Consider the following 19,872-nt stretch of genomic DNA (forward strand, 5'->3'; position numbering starts at 1 on the left):
CTGCCACGGGACGTCAACGTAGCCCACCGATACGAAAGGAGAACTCCATGGCGAGTTTCGGAGTGGAAGCAATCCGGTACTTCCATCATGCGCGCGCCGCCGGCGTGAGCACGGCGGGAGACCTGACCTACACCTTCAACCGCAGTAACGGCTTCGACGCGAAGCTGCGCTCCGCCGGCCACACGCGCTCGTTCTACTGGGCCAACACCGACGTCTGGGAAACCGATATCCGCGACCTCGACCAGGGCGGCGACGACCGCAACTGGGTCGACAACGTCGACCTGTTCTGGATCGAGACCCACGGCGGCCACGAAGCCAACGGCAACGCGCGCATGCTGTACGACACGGCGCGCACCAACTGGCGCACCTATTCCAACGGGTGGCAGCTGGGCGAGGACTGGAACAACGAGTGGGTGATGGCCTATTCCTGCGAGACGGTGGACCTGAACCGGGTCACCGGCCTGTGGAACAGCTTCGCGCGCATGCACATCTACTGCGGCGCCTGGGGCAACATGTGGGACGGCATCACCACCGACGAGTGCGGCGAGGACGTGGCCGACAAGCTGACGGACGGCGATACCGTCTGCCACGCCTGGCACAACGGCGTCTCGGACTGGTGGGTCGACAACCATCCCATCACGGTATGCGTCGGTGATTCGGCCACCTGGAACGGCGGCAATATTCGCTGGGACCGCTCCTACCTCAACCGCGACCACCTGTGGGGCGAAGGGAGCGTCGACCCCGACCTGGCGCCTGCCCAGCAGGCATGTCTCCTGTGGATGTGGACGGAGGGCTGACCATGAACGAGCAACGTATGATCGACTGCCTGATTCGCGGCATGACTCCGACCCAGGCAAGCGCCGGCGCCCTTCCGGCAAGGGCCGACATCGTCGCGCTGCGCCGGCTCACCCGCGACGAGACCCGGACGCGCATCAACCGCTTCCTGAACACGATCGAGGAAAGCGGCACCTGCCCCACGGACCGGGCCCACGTCCTCGATCGCGGCGACCGCAGCCTGGTCCACCTGCCGCAAGGAGCACGCGCCACCGTCCACCATGGCTCCGGCGCGCTGGAATACCGTTCCGGCCTGGCGCCCTTCGCGGCGCCCTTCGAGCGCCTGGAGCAATCCGCCGTGCTGGTGCGCCGCCTGGGCGAAGCCGCCGAGCGCCTGAAGCTGCCTTCCTGGAGCGAACAAGGCGGCAGCCTCGCCTTCGAGCGCCTGTGGCAGACCAAGGCGCAGGGCGCGGACCGCGAGGAGCGCGTGTCGCAGCCGCTGCTGGTGCGCGCCACCGGGGCCTGGCGCCATGCGGTGGCCGGGATTCCGGTGCTGGGCGCGGCCTCGGTCGCGCTCACCCTGGCGGGCGACGGCCGCGTCGACGGGCTGTCGGTCAATGTGCGCCCGCTGCTGGGCGAAGTCCTGGACACCGCCCCGATCATCGGGCAGGAACAGGCCGCGCGCCAGATCGTCGAACGCCTGATCGGCCTGCTCGGCCGCGCCAGGGAACCGCTGCCGGCGGACGTGATCGACCACGCCCTCATGCAGTTCGGCTACCTCGACACGGGACGGCGCAAGTCCCAGCGCCTGCTGGCGCCGGCCTTCGTGGCCCGGATCGCGCTACGCCACAAGCAGGAACGCCAGGCCTACGTGATCGCGGTGCACGCCACGCCCCGCCCTTACATGGAACTGCCGCTGTACGGCCTCGACGCGGCGCCCGCCCCGGCCCGCGGCGAACACTGCAAGCCCGCCCTCGCTTGAAGCACGGCCGCTGCGCCGCGGCTCAGGCTTCGGCGCAGCGGACTTCATCCAGCAGTTTGCGGATCTCGGGCACGCAGGAGCCGCAGTTGCCGCCGGCGCGCACGCAGGCGGTGACTTCGCCCGAGGTCTTCAGGTCCTTGTCCCGTATCGCCAGCATGATGGTGTTGCGGCCCACGCCGAAGCAGGAGCACACCGTCGGTCCCGGATCCGGCCCCTGCCTGGGCGCGCGCGCCGCGAGTAAAGTGGCGCGCTCCATCGGGCCCAGCGCTTCCAGCTCGAACAGGCTGCCCAGCCAGGCGCGCGAGGGCAAGTCCGGGCGGCGCGACACGAACAGGCAGGCCTGCAGGCGGCCCTCCAGCACCAGCGCGGCGCGCAGCATGCCTTCGGCCTTGTCCTCGTACTCGATCCAGTCGGCGTCCTCGCCCGCCCCCAGCAGGGCGCGGGCGCGCTCGGGCGTGACCGGTTCGCGCCCGCCCAGTTCGTAGCGCACGAAGCCTCTGCCGCGCACCCGCGTCCAGTTGGCGATGCGCTCGAGTCCCAGCTCGTCGCGGCTGAGGATGAAGCCGTGCCAGGCCACGCCGAAGGGCTCGACCCGCACCGGGGTGTGCTTGAATTCCGGTTCCCCCGAGACCGGGTCGACTTCCGGGTTGACCAGGGCGCCGACGCGCGCGTCGGACGCGGTCTGGCCGTTCCAGTGGATCGGCACGAACACCGAACCGCGCGCGATCCCTCCGCCATGGGCCACGCGCGCCACCATCGCGCCCCAGGCGCTGGTCACGCGCGCCAGCTCGCCCTCGCGTACGCCGGCCAGCAGGGCGTCGTGCGGATGCAGGTCGACGAAGGGTTCGGGCGCGTGCCCGGCCAGGCGCGGCGACTTGCCGGTGCGCGTCATGGTATGCCACTGGTCGCGCAGACGGCCGGTGTTCAGGGCCAGGGGGAATTCGCCGCCCGGCTTGCCCTTCGGCAGGCGCGGCGCGGTCGGCACGAAGCGCGCGCGCCCGCCTGGATGCGAAAAGCCGCCTTGCGCGAACATGCGCGCCGTCCCTGCCGTGCGGCCGGCAAGAGGCCACTGCACCGGCTCCAGCGCGTCGTAGGCCAGGCGGTCCATGCCCACCAGCGGATCGAGGCGGAAGGCGCGCGGCAGCGCGTCCGGCGCATTGCGCCAGGTCGAGAGGCGCGCGTGTTCGTCGAAGATCTCGTGCGCGCCCAGGTAGTCGAAGCCGGCATAGCCCATGCGCTGTGCCACGCCGCACAGCGCATGCCAGTCGGCGCGCGCTTCGCCCGGCGCAGGCAAGAAGGCGCGCTGGCGCGAGATGCAGCGCTCGGAGTTGGTCACCGTGCCGTCCTTCTCGCCCCAGGCCAGGGCCGGCAGCAGCACGTCGGCGTAGGCGGCGGTGTCGGTGCTGCCCACCACGTCGGACACCACGACCAGTTCACAGGCCTCCAGCGCGCGGCGCACCTGGTCGGCATCGGGCAGGCTGACCACCGGGTTGGTGGCCATGATCCACACCGCCTTGACCTTGCCCGCCTCCACCGCGCGGAACAGGTCGACCGCCTTCAGGCCCTGCTTGTCGGCGATGCGCGGCGCGTCCCAGAAGCTGCGCACGGCGTCGCGGTGGGCGGCGTTGTCGATGTCCAGGTGGCTGGCGAGCATGTTGGCCAGGCCGCCCACTTCGCGCCCGCCCATGGCGTTCGGCTGGCCGGTCAGCGAGAACGGTCCCATGCCCGGCTTGCCGAGGCGGCCCGTCAGCAAATGGCAGTTAATGATGCTGTTGACCTTGTCGGTGCCGCTGCTGGACTGGTTCACGCCCATCGAGAAGGCGGTGACGGTTTTCTCCGTGGCCGCGAACAGGGCGTAGAACTCGCGCAGCAGCATGGGGTCGAGGCCGCAGGCGCGCGCCACCCGGTCGGGGTCGGCCCCCTCTTCGCCGGCCACGGCGAGCGCGCCTTCCAGGCCTTCGGTATGGGCTGCAACGTAGTCCTTGTCGACGAGGCCGTGGCGCGCCAGGTAGCTCAGCAGGCCGTTGAACAGCCAGACGTCGGTGCCCGGCTTGATGGGCAGGTGCAGGTCGGCCAGCTCGCAGGTGGCGGTGCGGCGCGGGTCGATCACGACGATGCGCAGCGAGGGGCGCGCCTCCCTGGCCTTGGCGATGCGCTGGAACAGGGTCGGATGGCACCAGGCCGCGTTCGAGCCGACCAGCACGATCAGGTCGGCTTCTTCAAAGTCCTCGTAGCAGCCCGGCACCACGTCCTCGCCGAAGGCGCGCTTGTGTCCCGCCACGGCGGAGGACATGCACAGGCGCGAATTGGTGTCGATGTTGGCGCTGCCCACATAGCCCTTCATGAACTTGTTGGCGACGTAGTAGTCCTCGGTCAGGAGCTGGCCGGAGACGTAGAGCGCCACCGCGTCCGGTCCGTGCTCGGCGATGATGGCCGAGAAGCGCTGCGCCACCCGGTCGAGCGCCTCGTCCCAGCCGGCCTGGCGCAGCCCGCCCTGCTCGCGGATGGCCGGATGCAGCAGGCGGCCCTCGAGGTCCAGGGTCTCGCCCAGGGCCGAGCCCTTCACGCACAGGCGGCCGCGGCTTGCCGGATGCAGGACGTCGCCTTCGATCAGCGCGCCAGCGCCGCCGGCCGGCGTGGCCTTGATGCCGCAACCCACCCCGCAATAGGGGCAGGTGGTGCGGACTGGCTTGAGGTGCATGTCCATCATGGATTCCTTTAGGCCTTTACGTCTTTATGCCGCTTCGCACAAGGCCGGCCCGAACAGCAGCCGGTCGCGGAAAGCGGTAATGTCGGCGCGGCGCTGGATCAGCTCGAAGTACCAGGGGCCGTCCGAGACGTCGCCATACAGCACGGCGCCGGTGACGCGGTTGTCCGCCAGCACCAGGCGCTTGTAGACGCCGGAACGGCGGTCGCGCAGCACCAGGTCTTCGCTGCCGGCGCCGCCGACGATGTCGCCGGCCGAGTACAGGTCGATGCCGGTGACTTTCAGCTTGGTGGCGGTGGCCTGCTGCACGTAGCGGCGGTGCCCCAGGCCGGCCAGGTGGGCCGCGCAGACACGCGCCTGGTCCCAGATCGGGGCCACCAGGCCGAAGGTGTTCTTGCGGTGCTGGACGCACTCGCCCACCGCGTAGATGCGCGGATCGTAGGTCTGCAGGGTGTCGTCGACCACGATGGCGCGCTCGACGTGCAGGCCGGCCTCCTTCGCCAGCGCCACGTTGGGGCGCACCCCGGCGGCCATCACCACCAGGTCGGCCGCACATTCGCTGCCGTCGGCGAAGCGCACGCCCTCGACCCGCTCGGCGCCCAGGATGGCGGCGGTCTGGCTGGAGAGCTGGATGCGCAGGCCGCGGCATTCCAGGGCCGCCTTCAGCAGCAGCGAGGCGTCGCTGTCGAGCTGCTGGTTGAGCAGGCTGTCGGTCAGGTGCACCACGGTGACCTCCATCCCGCGGCGCAGCAGGCCGTTGGCCGCTTCCAGGCCCAGCAGGCCGCCGCCGATCACGACCGCGTGGCCGCCCGCGCGTGCGGCCCGCAGCATGGTCTCGACGTCGTCCAGGTCGCGGAATCCCACCACGCCGGGCAATTGCGATCCCGGGACCGGTACGATGAAGGGCTGGGAGCCGGTCGCCAGCAGCAGGCGGTCGTAGGCGACCGTGCGGCCGCTCGCTGCGCGCACGGTGCGGCGCTGGCGGTCGATGGCCACCACCGGGTCGCCCGCGTGCAGGGTGATGCCGTGCTCCGCATACCACGCGCGGGCGTGCAGCACGATGTCCTCGAAGGCCTTTTCGCCGGCCAGCACGGGCGACAGCATGATGCGGTTGTAGTTCACGCGCGGTTCGGCGCCGAACACGGTGATGTCGTATTTGTCCGGAGCGAGCGCCAGCAATTCCTCGACCGTGCGCATGCCGGCCATGCCGTTGCCCACCACGACCAGTTGTTGTCTTACGCTGCGATCCATACCTTGCCCCCTTCGAGGCGCGCCGGGTAGCTGGCCACCGAGCGCTCGGGCGCTTCCAGGCATTCGCCGCTCTGCAGGTCGAAGTGCTGCTTGTAGATCGGCGAGGCGACCACGATACGCTCGCCGATGCTGCCCACCAGGCCGCGCGAGAGCACGGCGGCTTCCGAATTCGGATCGTAGTTATCGATGGCGAACACGCGCGGCTCCTGCTCGCCGAGGCGGAACACCGCCACCTGGCGGCCATTGAGCAGCGCGGCCACGCCGGTGTCGGGGACGATCTCGTCGATGGCGCAGATTGCGGTCCAGTTGTCCAGTTGCAGATCACGGTGCATGATGGTTCTCCTTCTAACGGTTATGCTGCGCTGGCGATGGGAATGACGCGGCGGCGCTCGTTCGGATCGGCCGGGCGGATCTGGCCGCGCTCCGGCACGAACACGACATTGCTGTCGGCCTGCTCGCTGTTGACGAAGTGGCGGAAACGGCGGCGCACGGCCGGATCGGTGACGGCTTCCTTCCATTCGCAGGCATAGGTGTCCACCACATGCCGCATCTGGGCCTCGAGCTCCTCGGCGATGCCGAGCTTGTCCTCGATCACGACCTGCTTCAGGTAATCCAGGCCGCCTTCCAGGTTCTCGCGCCACACGCTGGTGCGCTGCAGGCGCTCGGCGGTGCGCACGTAGAACATCAGGAAGCGGTCGATGTAGCGCACCACGGTGGCGTCGTCCAGGCTTGATGCGATCAGCTCCGCGTGGCGCGGCTTCATGCCGCCGTTGCCGCACACGTAGAGGTTCCAGCCCTTGTCGGTAGCGATCAGGCCCACGTCCTTGCCCTGGGCTTCCGCGCACTCGCGGGTGCAGCCGGACACGCCGAACTTGATCTTGTGCGGCGCGCGCAGGCCCTTGTAGCGGTTTTCCAGGGCGATGGCGAAGCCCACGCTATCGCCCACGCCGTAGCGGCACCAGGTCGAGCCGACGCAGGACTTCACGGTGCGCAGCGACTTGCCGTAGGCGTGGCCGGATTCGAAACCGGCCGCGATCAGCTCTTCCCAGATTGCCGGCAGCTGCTCCACGCGGGCGCCGAACAGGTCGACCCGCTGGCCGCCGGTGATCTTGGTGTAGAGGCCGTATTTCTTGGCCACCTGCCCCACCGCGATCAGTCCGTCGGCGGTGACCTCGCCGCCCGGCATGCGCGGCACCACGGAATAGGTCCCGTCCTTCTGGATGTTGCCCAGGAAGTAGTCGTTCGAATCCTGCAGGCTGGCGTGCTTGGGCTTGAGCACGAAATCGTTCCAGACCGAGGCCAGGATGTTGGCCGCGGTCGGCTTGCAGATGTCGCAGCCGAGGCCCTTGCCATGGCGCTCCAGCAACTCGCCGAAGCTCTGGATGCCTTCCACCCGGACCAGGTGGTAGAGCTCCTGGCGGGAATACGGGAAGTGCTCGCACAGGTGGTTGTCGACCGCCATGCCGAGTTTTTTCAGCTCGGCGTTCATCACCTGGGTCATCAGGGGCACGCAGCCGCCGCAGGCTGTACCGGCCTTCGTGCAGCTCTTCAGGGCGCCGACCGTGGTGGCGCCGCCCGCCACCGCCTCGCACAGCGCGCCTTTCGAGACATCGTTGCAGGAACAGATCTGGGCGGCGGCCGGGAGCTTGTCGACCCCGATGGCCGGACGCCCGGCCCCGCCGCCGTCCGGCAGGATCAGGAATTCCGGCGCCTCGGGCAGCTCGATGCGGTTGAGGGCCGTCTGCAGCAGCGAACCGTAGGAAGCGGCGTCGCCCACCAGCACCGCCCCCAGCAGGTACTTGCCGCACGCGGAGGTGACGATCTTCCTGTAGACCTGCTTGCGCTCGTCCAGGAACTGGTAGCTGCGGCAGCCCGGCGTGGCGCCATGGGCGTCGCCGATGCTGGCCACGTCCACGCCCATCAGTTTCAGCTTGGTGCTCATGTCGGCGCCGGCGAAGTCCGCTTCCGTACCGAGGATGTGGCGCGCGGCCGTGCGCGCCATGTCGTAGCCCGGCGCCACCAGGCCGAACAGCTGGCCGTTCCACAAGGCGCACTCGCCGATGGCGTAGACATGCGGGTCGGTGGTGAGGCAGCGGTTGTCGATCACGACGCCGCCGCGCGAGCCGATCGCCAGCCCGGCCTTGCGCGCCAGTTCGTCGCGCGGACGGATACCGGCCGAGAACACGATCATGTCGGTGTCCAGGTGGCTGCCGTCGGCGAACTGCATGCGGTGGGTGCCCTCTTCGCCGTCGATGATGGCGAGCGTGTTCTTCTGGGTGTGCACGCCCACGCCCAGTTCCTCGATCTTGGCGCGCAGCAGGCGCGCGCCCGGATCGTCGACCTGTACCGCCATCAGGCGCGGCGCGAACTCCACCACGTGGGCCGCCAGGCCCAGGTCGCGCAAGGCCTTGGCGCATTCCAGGCCCAGCAGGCCGCCGCCGACCACCACGCCGGTGCGCGAACGCGCTCCACACTCCCGCATCGCCTCCAGATCCTCGATGGTGCGGTAGACGAAGCAGTCCTTGCGGTCCGCGCCCGGGACCGGCGGCACGAAGGGATAGGAACCGGTGGCCAGCACCAGCTTGTCGTAGGCCACCTGCTCGCCGTTTTCCAGGCTGACGGTGCGTGCGCCGCAGTCGACCGCGACCACCCTGGCGTTCAGGCGCAGGACCACATCCTCGCGTTCGAAGAAGCCCGGTGCGACCAGCGACAGCTCGTCCGCACTCTTCCCGGAAAAGAATTCCGACAGGTGGACCCGGTCGTAGGCCGGGCGCGGCTCCTCGCCCAGCACGGTGACGCGCAGGCCGGGGCGGGCTTCGGCGGCCAGGCTTTCGACAAACTTGTGGCCCACCATTCCGTGGCCGATGACGACGATATGCATGTTGCTACTCCTTATTTGCTGCCAACTATGCTGCGGAGACGGCCGGCGCGCTGTCGGCGGCAGTCATGGTGAAGCGCGCGGCGATCGCGCAGATGCTCGCTGCCAGGACCAGCACGCTCAGGATCATCAGGGTCTGGCGGACGTCACCCGTGCCTTTCATCAGGAAGCCGGCGGCCACCGCGCCGACATTGCCGCCGGCGCCGACGATGCCGGCCACGCCGCCCAGGGCCTTGGGCGCCACGAAGGGCACCAGCGCATAGGTCGCGCCGCAGGCCATGTGGGTGAACAGGCCGAAGACCAGCATGGCGATCACGGCGAAGCTGACGGCATCGGCGTTGGCGAACCACAGCAGGCCCAGTCCCTCGCCGATCATCAGGACGAACAGCACCGTGATGCGGCTGTTCAGGGTGCCGGCGCGCGCCGCGCGGTCCGAGACCCAGCCGCCCAGGGCGCGGGCGAACAGGGCCAGCAGGCCGAAGCTGCCGGCGGCCAGGCCGGCAGCGCCCAGCGACAGGCCGTAGTGCTCGACGTAGTAGACGGCGGCGATGTTGTGGATGAAGATCTCGATGCCGAAGCAGGCGCCGTAGGTGATGAACAGCAGCCAGGCGCGGTGGTTGCGGCAGCCGGCCGCGAAGCTGGCCCAGCCGCCCTTGCCCGAGCCTTCCGGCATCGTGCCCGCCTTGCGCAGGTCCTCGTAGTTACCGTCCGGGCAGTCCTGGGTGTAGCGCCAGTAGACGAAGGCCATCACGATCATCAGCACGCCCGGGACCACCAGCGCCACCCTCCAGCTCAGGGCCTCGCTCACGCCCAGCATGACGACCGCGCCCAGCAGCAGCGGCATCAGGGCCTGGGCCGCGCCGCCGCCCGCATTGCCCCAGCCGGCGGCGGCCGCGTTGGCGGTGCCGACGATCTTGGGACTGAACATGACCGAGGTGTGGTACTGCGTGATCACGAAGCTGGCGCCGACCGCGCCGATCCCCAGGCGGAACAGCAGGAAGCTTTCGTAGCTCTGGGCCATGGCCACGCCCAGCACCGGGATGGAACCCAGCAGCAGCAGGCCAGTGTAGGTCTTGCGCGGGCCGAAGCGGTCGCACAGCGGGCCCACCAGCAGGCGCACGAAGATGGTGATGGCGACCGCGGCGATGTTGATGTTGGCGATCTGTTCCATCGACAGCCCGAATTCGCCTTTGATCACCGGCATCAGCGGTGCGCAGGCGAACCAGGCGAAGAAGCAGATGAAGAAGGCCACCCAGGTCAGGTGGAAGGCGCGCATCGGCGCGCCGGTGAACGAGAAGAGCGTGATGCGGTCCGCTTTGCTGGCCATGTTTTTTTCCTTTGAAAACAAAAAGGCGTCCGCGCTGTCTGCCGGAAGGCAGGAGCTGCGGACGCCGTTGTCCAGGTGCCGGCCCCTCGTTAGGCCGGCGGTGAAATATCGTGGATCGCCATTGATCCTGTCAGGAGTATGAGCAAGAGCCGTGCCACCTTGGCTCCAGAGGGAAACACCCGGATACCTTCACCGGCGGCGCTACATTGCAGTGCACCATTCCCCAGAATGATGCATGGGCGTGCGTCTTTACAGCGCTTGCCGCGCACGCGCGGCGCCCGCGGCGGCATAGGCGGAGGGGTCGCTCCCGTCCCAGACCGTCCCGTCGATGAGGGTCGAGCTGCGCATCTCGCCAGGCGGCAGCGGCGTGCCGCTCTGCGCCGCCGCCGCGCGGTAGAGGTCGATGCGGTTGACCGCGCGCGCCACCGCCGCGTAGTCCGGATCGCTGGTCAAGAGGCCCCAGCGCCGGTGCTGGGTCATGAACCACATGCCGTCCGACAGCCAGGGGAAGCTCGCCTCGCCGTCGGCGAAGAAGCGCAGGCCGTTATGGCCGCGCCAGTGCCCGCCTTCCGCGTGGCGCCCGGCCAGGCAGTAGGCCAGCAGTTCGCGGCCGGCATTGACGTAGGCCGGGCTGGCCAGCACCTCGGCCGCCGCCTCGCGGTTGGCGCGCGCCGCATCCAGCCAGCGCGCCGCCTCCAGCAGGGCCGCGACCATGGCGCGGCAGGCGTGCGGATGGGTGTCGGCGAAGCCGGCGCGCGTGCCCAGCACCTTGCCGGGATGGTTCGGCCAGATCCGCTCGCTGGACGCGGCCAGGATCCCCGTGCCCTCGCGCAGCGCGCGCTGGCCCCAGGGCTCGCCGGCGCAGAAGCCGTCCATGTGCCCGGCCGCGAGGCTGGACGCCATCTGGCCAGGGGGCACGGTCACCATCCGGCAGTCGGCGACCGGGTCGATGCCGGCCGCCGCCAGCCAGTAGTACAGGAACATCGCGTGGTTCCCGGTCGGGAAGGTGTGCGCCAGGGTCAGGCGCCGGCGCTCCTCGTGCAGCAGCCGCTCCAGCAGCGCCGGGTCGTGTGCGAAGGCCGCCAGGCGGCGCGAGAGCGTGATGTTCTGGCCGTTCTGGTTCAGGTTCATCAGCACCGCCATCGGCTGTTGCCTGCTGCCGATGCCCAGGTGGACGCCGTACAGGAGGCCGTAGAGCACGTGGGCCGCGTCCAGCTCCCCGCCCAGCAGGCGCTCGCGCATGCCGGTCCAGGACAGCTCGCGGCTGAGTTGAAACTTCAGGCCGTGCTTCTCGTCCAGCCCCAGCACCGAGGCCATGACCACCGGCGCGCAATCGGCCAGCGGCATGAAGCCGATCCGGATTGTGTCGATCTCGGGCTTGTCCGATCCGGCGGCCCATGCGCCGCCATCTGGCAGGTTCATTGTTGTCCTTTCCCCGCGGGCGTTCAGCCCAGCAGGTCTTCCACGTCGAGGATGCGCTGCGCGATGTCCGCCAGCTTCATGTTCTTGTTCATCGCCAGGCTGCGCAGGCGCTGGTAGGCCTGCTCCTCGCTCAGCGCATAGCGCGTCATCAAGAGGCCCTTGGCGCGGTCCACCAGCTTGCGCTCGGCAAGTTTCTGGCGCGTGTCGGACAGTTCGCACAGCAGCTGCTGCTCGCGCCGGAAGCGCGCCAGCGCCACGTCCAGCACCGGCTTGACCCGCTCCGGCTGCAGGCCCGCCACGATATAGGCCGAGACCCCGGCCGCCATCGCCGCGTCCATGCTGGCCGGGGCGTCGTCCTCGGTGAACAGGACGATGGGGCGGCGCTCGTCGCGGGTGGCGATCACGATGTGCTCGAGGATGTCGCGCGCATCGAGCTCGCTGTCGGCGATGATCAGGTCCGGCTGGAGCTGGGCGATGCGCTCGGGCAGGAACACGTCGGCCGGCAGCGAGGCGATCAGGTCGTAGCCCGATTCCAGCAGGCCGATGCGCAGCGCGGCGCTGCGCCGGGCCTGCTCGGCATGGCAGGCGTCCGGATCGGCGCCGGGGACTGTGGCGGGAAGCACGACGACGATACGCAGGTGGGATGAGGCACGGTCTGGCGATTTCATACGAGGCAGTCATGCAAGATTCGCACCAGCTTGCTTTTTGGAACGGGTATCCCGCCCTTCTTATTCACGCCCGCTGTGCCAGGATATTCGCGCGGCAAATATCTGCGCGAGAGCCTGCGCGTCAATTATTCACCATTTGTATCGCTGGAATCACGAATCGAAAGTTTGTTTATGACGGGTCCCGTTCTATACTGCAACGCAACATCGCAGTATTTACCGGAGAATCCACATGACCGCTACCACCAACTTCCTCGCCAACGCCCTCTCGGCGATTCGTAGCTTCTCGCAGGAACTCTACGCCGCCCATGGCGGCTGGGCGCCGGCAGTCCGGGGCTGAACCATGAGCCTGTTCGAGTACCTCCCCGTCGCCCTGGCCGTGCTGGCCATCGCCGGCCGCATCGCCATGTTCCTGCCTCGTCCGCCAAAAGGCCCGTACCGGGCCATGTGAGCTGCGGCGCAGCACTGCCCCCCAGCCAACGCCGGTTATGCATATGCATGATCGGCGTTTGTCTTTACAGCAAAAAAACCTGCCTGTATTGACTCGTCCTTAGTCATGGCTGAGCTAGAATGCATTCGCCTTCGCCTGCCTCAAAGCGCAGGCGAGAACGCGTTCACTTTTACTCGACACGACTACGATGCGACCACCCTTCTTCCCCACGATCCTCGCGGCGCTGATCGCGCTGCCGGCGGCGGCCTCCACGCCCATCACCCTCGACCAGGCCATGGACCATCCGGACTGGATCGGCACGCCGGTGGAAGCCGCATGGTGGAGCTGGGACGGCAAGCAGGTGTACTACAAGCAGAAGCGCACCGGCTCGCCGCTGCGCGACACCTTCCAGGCCGGCGCCAAGCCGCGCCTGGTGGCGGACACCGAACTGGGCAAGATCGACAGCCCGGACGTCTCGTATAACCCGGACCACAGCCGCATGCTGGTGCTGCGCAATGGCGACCTGTTCGAGCGCAACCTGAAGAACGGCGAGCTGGCCCAGATCACGCGCGGCGCCGGCAAGGTCGATGCCGCGCAATTCGCGGCGGACGGCCGCGGCGTCCAGTACCGCATCGGTAACGACTGGTACCAGTGGGACCGCGCCGCCAAGGTCGCCGGCCCCGCCGCCCTGCCGCGCGCCGCCAAGGACCCGGCGGCCAATGACGACGATGCGCTGCGCGCCATGCAGCTGCGCCTGATCGCCACCCTCAAGCGCCAGAAGGACGAGCGCGACGCCATGCGCCTGCGCACCGAGGAACTGCGACGCATCGACCCGACCATGCCCCCGGCCCCGGTCTACTTCGGCGACAAGGTCGAGATCGAGAACAGCAGCCTGTCGCCGGATGGGCGCTGGCTGATCGTCGCCACCGCGCCCAAGGGCGGCGACAAGGGCCGCGTCGGCAAGATGCCGCGCTATGTGACCGAGTCGGGCTACGAGGAATTCGACGACCAGCGCACCCGCGTGGGACGCAACCTGCCGGCCGCCCATGCACTGAAGCTGGTCGACCTGCGCACCAACAAGGTGCAGGACCTCTCCTTCGACGTGCTGCCGGGCGTCGACCAGGACCCGCTGGCCGAGCTGCGCGCCGCCGCCAAGCTCGATCCGCTGAAAGGCAAGCGCGCGGTGCGCGTCATCGACGGTCTTGATGCCATCAGCTGGAGCGCCAACGGCGCCGGCGTGGCCGTCATGCTGCGCTCGGTCGACAACAAGGACCGCTGGATCGCCACCGTCGACCTGGCGGGCGCCAGGCTCAAGCCCGTGCATCGCCTGACGGACGGCGCCTGGGTCAACTACGACAACAACGAATTCGGCTGGCTGCCGGACAACCGCACGCTGTGGTTCCTGTCCGAGGAAAGCGGCTATTCGCACCTGTACACGGCCGACACCGCGACGGGCAGCACCCGTGCACTGACCCGGGGCAAGTGGGAAGCCTCGGACGTGCGCTGGACCCGCGATGGCGGCACCGCCTACCTGATGTGCAACCGCGCCAGCCCGGGCGACTACGAAGTCTGCGCCGTCAACGGCAAGACCGGCGCCGTGCGCGAAGTCACCCAGCTCGACGGCGTGGAACGCTTCCGCCTGTCGCCGGATGAAAGCAAGCTGCTGCTGCACTGGTCGGCCAGCTACACCCCGGTGCAGATCGCGACCGTCGCGGCCTCGGGCGGCGCGGCCACCAGGCTGACCGACACCCGCACCGCGGACTACAAGGCGCGCACCTGGATCGAGCCGCAGTACGTGGCCGTGCCCTCGAGCGCCGGCGGCGACCCGGTCTGGGCCAAGCTGTACCGCCCGGCCCAGCTGGAAGCGGGCAAGAAGTACCCGGTCGTGATGTTCGTGCACGGCGCCGGCTACCTGCAGAACGTCAGCAAGCGCTATCCGAACTACTTCCGCGAGCAGATGTTCCACAACCTGCTGGTGCAGAAGGGCTACGTGGTGCTGGACATGGACTACCGCGCCTCGAAGGGCTACGGCGCCAAGTGGCGCAATGCGATCTACCGCCAGATGGGCACCCCGGAACTGCAGGACTACATCGACGGCGTCAACTACATGGTCAAGCAGCACCAGGGCGACGCCGCCAATGTCGGCGTCTACGGCGGCAGCTACGGCGGCTTCATGACCTTCATGGCCCTGATGCGCGCGCCCGAGGTGTTCAAGTCCGGCGCCGCGCTGCGCCCGGTGACCGACTGGACCACCTACAACCACGAGTACACCGCCAACATCCTGAACACCCCGGACGTCGACCCGCAGGCCTACAAGGTCTCGTCGCCGATCGAGTACGCCGAGAACCTCAAGGGCCACCTCCTGATCTCGCACGGCATGATCGACGACAACGTGTTCTACCAGGACTCGGTGCGCATGGCCCAGCGCCTGATCGAACTGAAGAAGGACAACTGGGAGCTGGCCAGCTACCCGCTGGAACGCCATGCCTACGTGCAGCCGGAAGCCTGGTTCGACCAGTACCGCCGCATCTACAAGCTGTTCGAGCGCACGCTCAAGCAGTAAAGCGGTAAGATGAAAGGCGCCTCCGGGCGCCTTTTTTGTTTTTACGGGTAGAGAGCATGGTGCGTGGTCTGCTGAGTAACTTGGGTTCCCGCCTGCGCGGGAATGACGGGCAATGGGAGCGGGGAGCAGCAACGCCGGCAGTCGGCAGCTTTCGCACGTCATTCCCGCGCAGGCGGGAACCCAGGTTCTGCCTGCTCGCCTTCGTCCTTCTTTCCTCCCTGGCCCACGCCCAGTCCCTCCCCGAGGGCGCGAAGCTCGACTGGCAACGCGTGCTCGACGCCCGCTACGGCGACGATCCCAAGGCCAGGCCGGATACCCCTGCAACACCGAAGTCCGCGCCCCCTGCCGGCCGCGCCAGGCCGGCCCCGGTCCAGGGCGCCATCGCCACCGTCTGGATCGAAGCCGCCGGCCGGGCCGCCGCCGGGGACAAGGTCCCGCTCACCTTCGGCCAGGTCTTCGCCCCGGGCGCGGTGGAACGCGGAGCGCGCCTGGCGGGCCGCCTGGCCGACGGCGACAGCGTGCCGCTGCAGGTCGACGTCAAGGCCAGCCACCCCGACGGCTCGCTGCGCCACGCGGTCATCTCGAGCATCGTGCCCGCGCCCGGCGCCAAGCCGGTCGCGCTCGGCCTGGTACGCGGCGACAAGGCGCCTGCGGCCGACGCCTCACCAGCCACCCCCGCCGCCCTGCTGCGCGCCGGCCTGACGGCCAGCGTCAAGACCATGGTCGAGGGCCGCCCTTACGGCGCCGCGCTCGACAGGCTGCTGGCGGGCGCCAAGCCCCAGGCCTGGCTGGCCGGTCCGGTGGCCCACGAATGGCTGCTGTCCACGCCCCTGCTCGGCCCCGGCGGCGAAGCGCACCCGCACCTGGCGGCGCGCTTCGCCGTGCGCTGGTTCCCGAGCCTGGGCCGGGCGCGCGTGGACCTCACGGTCGAGAACAACTGGGCCTTCGAGCCGGCGCCGCGCAACATCGTCTACGACGTCCAGGTCGAGGTCGGCGGCAAGCCGGTCTACGCCAGGGAGGCCCTCGAGCACTACCACCACGCGCGCTGGCGCAAGACCTTCTGGTGGGGCGGCGAAGCGGACGTCCACGTGCGCCACGACCCCGGCTACCTGATCGGCACCCGCGCCCTGCCCAACTTCGACCGCGGGGTGCAGGTCGACGGCCGCACGCTGGACAAGATGGTGGCGGCTTGGAAGGGGCCGAAGACCGAGCCGATGGGCGTCGGCCAGGCCATGCGCGCCATGCCGACCACCGGCGGGCGTCCCGACATCGGACTGCTTCCCGGATGGGCCGCCATGTACCTGCTGGGCATGGACCGGCGCGCCGGCGAGATCACCTTCGCCACCGCCGACCTGGCCGGCAGCTGGTCCATGCACTACCGCGACCGCCGCAGCGGCCTGCCGGTCAGCCTGATCGACTATCCCTACATGACCCTGATGGGCTCGCCCAAGGACACGCGCAACCCGGCCACCGGCAAGTCCGAAGCCTTCCCCGAATGCGCCCGTCCCGAGGCCTGCAAGACGCCGAACCGGCAGGACGTCTCGCACCAGCCTAACTTCGCCTACCTGCCCTACCTCCTGGCCGGCGACCACTACTACCTGGAAGAGCTGCAGTTCTGGGCCATGTACAGCGTCTTCAATTCGAACCCGGCCTATCGCGAGCACGCGAAGGGCCTGCTCAAGCCGGAACAGGTGCGCGGCCAGGCCTGGGGCCTGCGCACGCTGGCGGAAGCGGCCTACATCACGCCCGACGGGCATCCGCTCAAGAAGGATTTGCTGCGCATCCTGGACAGCAACCTGGACTGGTACAACGCGGAATACCCGCGCAACCCGCAGGCCAACAGCTTGCACGTGATCGTCAACGGCTACGCCGCCACCTACCAGCGCAAGACCGCGCTGGCGCCATGGATGGACGACTTCTTCACCTCGGCCATCGGACACATCGCGGAGCTTGGCTTCACCAAGGCGCGCCCGCTGCTGGCCTGGAAAGCGAAGTTCCCGGTGCTGCGCATGACCGGCGAAGGCAGCTGCTGGATCACCGCCGCGATGTACAACCTGACGGTGCGCGACAGCGCCAACAGTCCTTATTACCGGACCATCCGCGAAGCCTTCCGCGCCAGCCATGCGCCGGAGATCAAGGACGTGGAATGCGGCGGCGGGGCGATGGCCTCGGCCCTGAAGCTCAAGCCGGATGAAATGACCGGCTACTCGAGCGAAGAGACCGGCTTCCCGTCGAACATGCAGCCGGCCCTGGCCTATGCCGCCGACGTCCTCGGCGAGGCAGGCCGGCGCGCCTGGCGCAAGTTCATGGCGCGCAGCGTCAAGCCGGACTACGGCACCGGCCCGCAGTTCGCGATCGTGCCGCGCGCGGACCCGGAAAATTAGGCGTCAAAGCTAAGCCTCAAACCCGCGCCCCGAGGAAATCGAGCAGGGTCAGCGCGACTACCTTGGTGGCCTTGCGCAGGTCCTCCAACTGCAGGCGCTCGTCGGCCTTCTTGGCGTTCGATTCCGGCACCGTGCGCGGACCGGCGCCATACAGCACCGCCGGGATGCCGCGCTCGCCGTACAGGCGCGCATCGGCGTACAGCGGCGTACCCTGGGCCGTGATCTCTTCCCCGATCACCTCGCGGCCATGCCGCTGCAGGCTCGCCACCAGCCGCTCGGAACCCGGCAGCGGGCGCAGCGCCTGCGAGAGCAGCAGGCGCCGGATCTCAAGCCGGATGCCGGGCAGATCCCGCACCGCGTCCTCGATCAGCGCCCTCACCCCGGCTTCGACCGCCGCCGGGTCTTCTTCGGGAATCATGCGCCGGTCCATCTTCATCACCACCTTGCCCGGCACCACATTGGTGTTGGTGCCGCCGTCGATGCGGCCCACCAGCATGGTCGGCGAATCGATGCCCGGCACCTTGCTCTTGATCTTCTTCAGTTCCGGCAGCTGGCCGTAGATCGCGTTCAGGATGCGGGTCGCGGCCTGCAGGGCGTCGACCGCCGTCTCCGGCATCGCGCCGTGGCCAGCCTTGCCGTGCACCGTGATCTCCAGCTGCAGGCAGGCGTTGTGGGCGGTGACGATGTTGTAGGCGAAACCGGCCGCGATCACGTAGTCGGGCTTCGTCAGCCCCTGCTCGAGCAGCCAGCCCGGCCCCAGCAGGCCGCCGAATTCCTCGTCGTAGGTGAAGTGCAGCTCCAGCGCCCCCTTCAAAGGGACGCCGAGCGCCTCCAGCGCGCGCACCGCGTACACATAGGTGGCGAAATCACTCTTCGACACCGCCGCCGCGCGCCCGTACAGGACGCCGTCCTCGACCACCGCGCCGTAGGGCGGCCTGGTCCAGCCCTCGCCCGGCGGCACCACGTCGCCGTGGGCGTTCAGGGCCAGGGTCGGCCCGCCCGCGCCATAGGGCCTGCGCACGATCAGGTTGGTGATGCTCTCCATGCCGTAGTCGCGCACCTGCCGTTCCGGCACGGCGTGCTTCTCGGCCTGCCAGCCGAAGGCGCCGAGCAGGGCGGCCACCTGCTCCGCATGCGGCGCGTTGTTGCCCGGCGGCGTATCGGTCGGGATGCGCACCACCTGCTGGAGAAAGCCGACTTCCTCGTCGAAGTGGGCGTCGATCCATTGCAGCAGGCGTTCCTGCAGTTGCGTATCCATTAGTCGTTCCCTGTCTTGGCGCCGGCCTCGAACCACGCCGCGATCTGGGCGCGTTCGGCATCGGTCATGTTGGTGAGATTCGCCAGCGGCATCGCCTTGGTCTGCACCGTCTGCTGGTAGATGCGCGCGGCGTTCTGGTGGATGAGTTCCGGGGTGTGCAGCATGACGCCGGCGGGCGCCGCGGCGAAGCCCGGCTGGGTGGGCTGCTGCGCATGGCAGGCCACGCAGCGCTGCGCCATGATCGTGCTCACGGTGGCGAACTGCGCCTTCGCATCCCCCTGCGCAGCCCCCTGCGCCGGCGCCTTCGGCGCGAGCGCCACGGCCAGGCCAAGCAGCAGCGCCACCCCCGCGGCCGGATACTTCCACGCGATGCGGCCCTTGTGGCGCAGGTTGAAGAAGTGGCGGATCAACACACCGGCCAGCATGATCACGCCCAGCACCGCCCAGGCATGCTCGTGGCGGTAGGTCATGGCGTAGTGGTTGCTGATCATGATGAACAGCACCGGCAAGGTGAAGTAGTTGTTGTGGACGCTGCGCTGCTTGGCCCGGATGCCGTAAGCCGGATCGGGCTTCTGCCCCGCCAGCATGGCATTCACCATCTTGCGCTGGCCGGGGATGATCACCATCGCCACATTGGCCACCATCATGGTGCCGATCATCGCCCCCACGTGCAGGTAGGCGGCGCGGCCGCTCAGCAAATGGGTGAGCACCCAGCTCGATACGAGCAGGAACAGGAAGATCAGCACGCCAAGGGGCAGGTCGCGCTTGCCCAGCGGCGAGCGGCACAGCAGGTCGTAGACGATCCAGCCCAGCACCAGGCTGCCCAGGCCGATGCCCACCGCCTGCCAGCTCGACAGGTCGGCCACGCTGCGGTCGACCATCATGGCCTGGGCATTGAAGTAGTACACGATGAACAGCAGCGCGAAGCCGGACAGCCAGGTCGAATAGGCCTCCCACTTGAACCAGTGCAGCTCCTTCGGCAGCTCGGCGGGCGCCACCAGGTATTTTTGCGGGTTGTAGAAGCCGCCCCCGTGCACGGCCCACAGCTCGCCCGACACGCCCTTCTTCGCCAGTTCGGAGCCTGGCGCCGGCGGGCGGATGGTGTTGTCGAGCCAGACGAAATAGAAGGAAGCGCCGATCCAGGCGATGCCGGTGATGATGTGCAGCCAGCGCACGAGCAGGTTCAGCCACTCGAGGGCATAAGGTGTCAAATAGCCGAACACGTCCATGG

The 19,872-nt window shown here is 68.7% G+C and carries 13 protein-coding genes; 4 read left to right on the forward strand and 9 right to left on the reverse strand.

What is annotated here, in order from left to right; all coding sequences use genetic code 11:
* The first annotated feature begins 47 nt into the window (after positions 1 to 47).
* Together V7778_RS08795 and V7778_RS08800 are read left to right on the forward strand one after the other, a co-directional pair.
* On the forward strand, positions 48 to 797 hold the full coding sequence (locus V7778_RS08795; protein ID WP_335554001.1) for a DUF6345 domain-containing protein: 750 nt from the start codon (positions 48 to 50) through the stop codon (positions 795 to 797).
* Positions 798 to 799: 2 nt separating this feature from the next.
* Entirely contained in the window at positions 800 to 1,756 is a 957-nt protein-coding gene (locus V7778_RS08800; RefSeq protein WP_335554004.1) for a hypothetical protein, read from the forward strand.
* Between the two features lie 22 nt (positions 1,757 to 1,778).
* Here V7778_RS08800 and V7778_RS08805 read toward each other — a convergent pair whose 3' ends face one another.
* The 7 genes from V7778_RS08805 to V7778_RS08835 form a co-directional block, all read right to left on the reverse strand.
* Positions 1,779 to 4,466, reverse strand: a complete 2,688-nt coding sequence (locus V7778_RS08805) for a molybdopterin-dependent oxidoreductase (RefSeq protein ID WP_442920711.1) — start codon at positions 4,464 to 4,466, stop codon at positions 1,779 to 1,781.
* Between the two features lie 24 nt (positions 4,467 to 4,490).
* Positions 4,491 to 5,714, reverse strand: a complete 1,224-nt coding sequence (locus V7778_RS08810) for an NAD(P)/FAD-dependent oxidoreductase (protein WP_335554007.1) — start codon at positions 5,712 to 5,714, stop codon at positions 4,491 to 4,493.
* Positions 5,699 to 6,046 carry a nitrite reductase small subunit NirD gene (gene nirD, locus V7778_RS08815; RefSeq protein ID WP_211519313.1) on the reverse strand — a complete coding sequence of 116 codons (348 nt, stop codon included), beginning with the start codon at positions 6,044 to 6,046 and terminating at the stop codon, positions 5,699 to 5,701. Before nirD ends, V7778_RS08810 begins: the two co-directional genes overlap by 16 nt.
* A gap of 20 nt (positions 6,047 to 6,066) precedes the next feature.
* A complete protein-coding gene (nirB, locus tag V7778_RS08820; RefSeq protein WP_335554011.1) occupies positions 6,067 to 8,595 on the reverse strand; it encodes a nitrite reductase large subunit NirB in 2,529 nt (842 codons plus the stop codon).
* Between the two features lie 25 nt (positions 8,596 to 8,620).
* Complete coding sequence (locus tag V7778_RS08825; protein WP_335554014.1) at positions 8,621 to 9,919, reverse strand: MFS transporter; 1,299 nt, start codon at positions 9,917 to 9,919, stop codon at positions 8,621 to 8,623.
* A 249-nt stretch (positions 9,920 to 10,168) separates the two neighbouring features.
* Positions 10,169 to 11,341, reverse strand: a complete 1,173-nt coding sequence (locus V7778_RS08830) for a CmpA/NrtA family ABC transporter substrate-binding protein (RefSeq protein WP_335554017.1) — start codon at positions 11,339 to 11,341, stop codon at positions 10,169 to 10,171.
* Between the two features lie 23 nt (positions 11,342 to 11,364).
* Positions 11,365 to 12,009: an ANTAR domain-containing response regulator gene (locus V7778_RS08835; protein WP_335554020.1), complete on the reverse strand. Its 645-nt coding sequence runs from the start codon at positions 12,007 to 12,009 to the stop codon at positions 11,365 to 11,367.
* A gap of 635 nt (positions 12,010 to 12,644) precedes the next feature.
* Between V7778_RS08835 and V7778_RS08840 the strand changes: the two genes are divergently transcribed.
* Together V7778_RS08840 and V7778_RS08845 are read left to right on the forward strand one after the other, a co-directional pair.
* A complete protein-coding gene (locus V7778_RS08840) occupies positions 12,645 to 14,999 on the forward strand; it encodes a S9 family peptidase (RefSeq protein ID WP_335554022.1) in 2,355 nt (784 codons plus the stop codon).
* A 269-nt stretch (positions 15,000 to 15,268) separates the two neighbouring features.
* The gene (locus tag V7778_RS08845) at positions 15,269 to 17,383 is read left to right on the forward strand and encodes a hypothetical protein (protein WP_335554026.1); all 2,115 of its coding nucleotides are present in this window, start codon (positions 15,269 to 15,271) and stop codon (positions 17,381 to 17,383) included.
* Positions 17,384 to 17,399: 16 nt separating this feature from the next.
* On the opposite strand, the gene V7778_RS08850 is transcribed toward V7778_RS08845, so the two are convergent.
* Both V7778_RS08850 and V7778_RS08855 read right to left on the reverse strand, forming a co-directional pair.
* Positions 17,400 to 18,641 (reverse strand): ArgE/DapE family deacylase, encoded by a 1,242-nt coding sequence (locus V7778_RS08850; RefSeq protein ID WP_335554029.1) that lies wholly within the window; start codon positions 18,639 to 18,641, stop codon positions 17,400 to 17,402.
* The gene (locus tag V7778_RS08855; protein WP_335554032.1) at positions 18,641 to 19,870 is read right to left on the reverse strand and encodes a urate hydroxylase PuuD; all 1,230 of its coding nucleotides are present in this window, start codon (positions 19,868 to 19,870) and stop codon (positions 18,641 to 18,643) included. The genes V7778_RS08850 and V7778_RS08855 overlap by 1 nt, the downstream gene beginning before the upstream one ends.
* Between the last annotated feature and the right edge of the window lie 2 nt (positions 19,871 to 19,872).

Origin of the sequence: Massilia sp. DD77, from assembly GCF_036961685.1 — a bacterium.
Lineage (GTDB): Bacteria > Pseudomonadota > Gammaproteobacteria > Burkholderiales > Burkholderiaceae_D > Telluria.

What these genes read in the sequence shown, in the direction of transcription:
- V7778_RS08795 (WP_335554001.1), top strand. Translation starts at nt 48, where the DNA reads ATGGCGAGTTTCGGAGTGGAAGCAATCCGGTACTTCCATCATGCGCGC.
- V7778_RS08800 (WP_335554004.1), top strand. Translation starts at nt 800, where the DNA reads ATGAACGAGCAACGTATGATCGACTGCCTGATTCGCGGCATGACTCCG.
- V7778_RS08805 (WP_442920711.1), bottom strand. Translation starts at nt 4,466, where the DNA reads ATGATGGACATGCACCTCAAGCCAGTCCGCACCACCTGCCCCTATTGC.
- V7778_RS08810 (WP_335554007.1), bottom strand. Translation starts at nt 5,714, where the DNA reads ATGGATCGCAGCGTAAGACAACAACTGGTCGTGGTGGGCAACGGCATG.
- nirD (WP_211519313.1), bottom strand. Translation starts at nt 6,046, where the DNA reads ATGCACCGTGATCTGCAACTGGACAACTGGACCGCAATCTGCGCCATC.
- nirB (WP_335554011.1), bottom strand. Translation starts at nt 8,595, where the DNA reads ATGCATATCGTCGTCATCGGCCACGGAATGGTGGGCCACAAGTTTGTC.
- V7778_RS08825 (WP_335554014.1), bottom strand. Translation starts at nt 9,919, where the DNA reads ATGGCCAGCAAAGCGGACCGCATCACGCTCTTCTCGTTCACCGGCGCG.
- V7778_RS08830 (WP_335554017.1), bottom strand. Translation starts at nt 11,341, where the DNA reads ATGAACCTGCCAGATGGCGGCGCATGGGCCGCCGGATCGGACAAGCCC.
- V7778_RS08835 (WP_335554020.1), bottom strand. Translation starts at nt 12,009, where the DNA reads ATGAAATCGCCAGACCGTGCCTCATCCCACCTGCGTATCGTCGTCGTG.
- V7778_RS08840 (WP_335554022.1), top strand. Translation starts at nt 12,645, where the DNA reads ATGCGACCACCCTTCTTCCCCACGATCCTCGCGGCGCTGATCGCGCTG.
- V7778_RS08850 (WP_335554029.1), bottom strand. Translation starts at nt 18,641, where the DNA reads ATGGATACGCAACTGCAGGAACGCCTGCTGCAATGGATCGACGCCCAC.
- V7778_RS08855 (WP_335554032.1), bottom strand. Translation starts at nt 19,870, where the DNA reads ATGGACGTGTTCGGCTATTTGACACCTTATGCCCTCGAGTGGCTGAAC.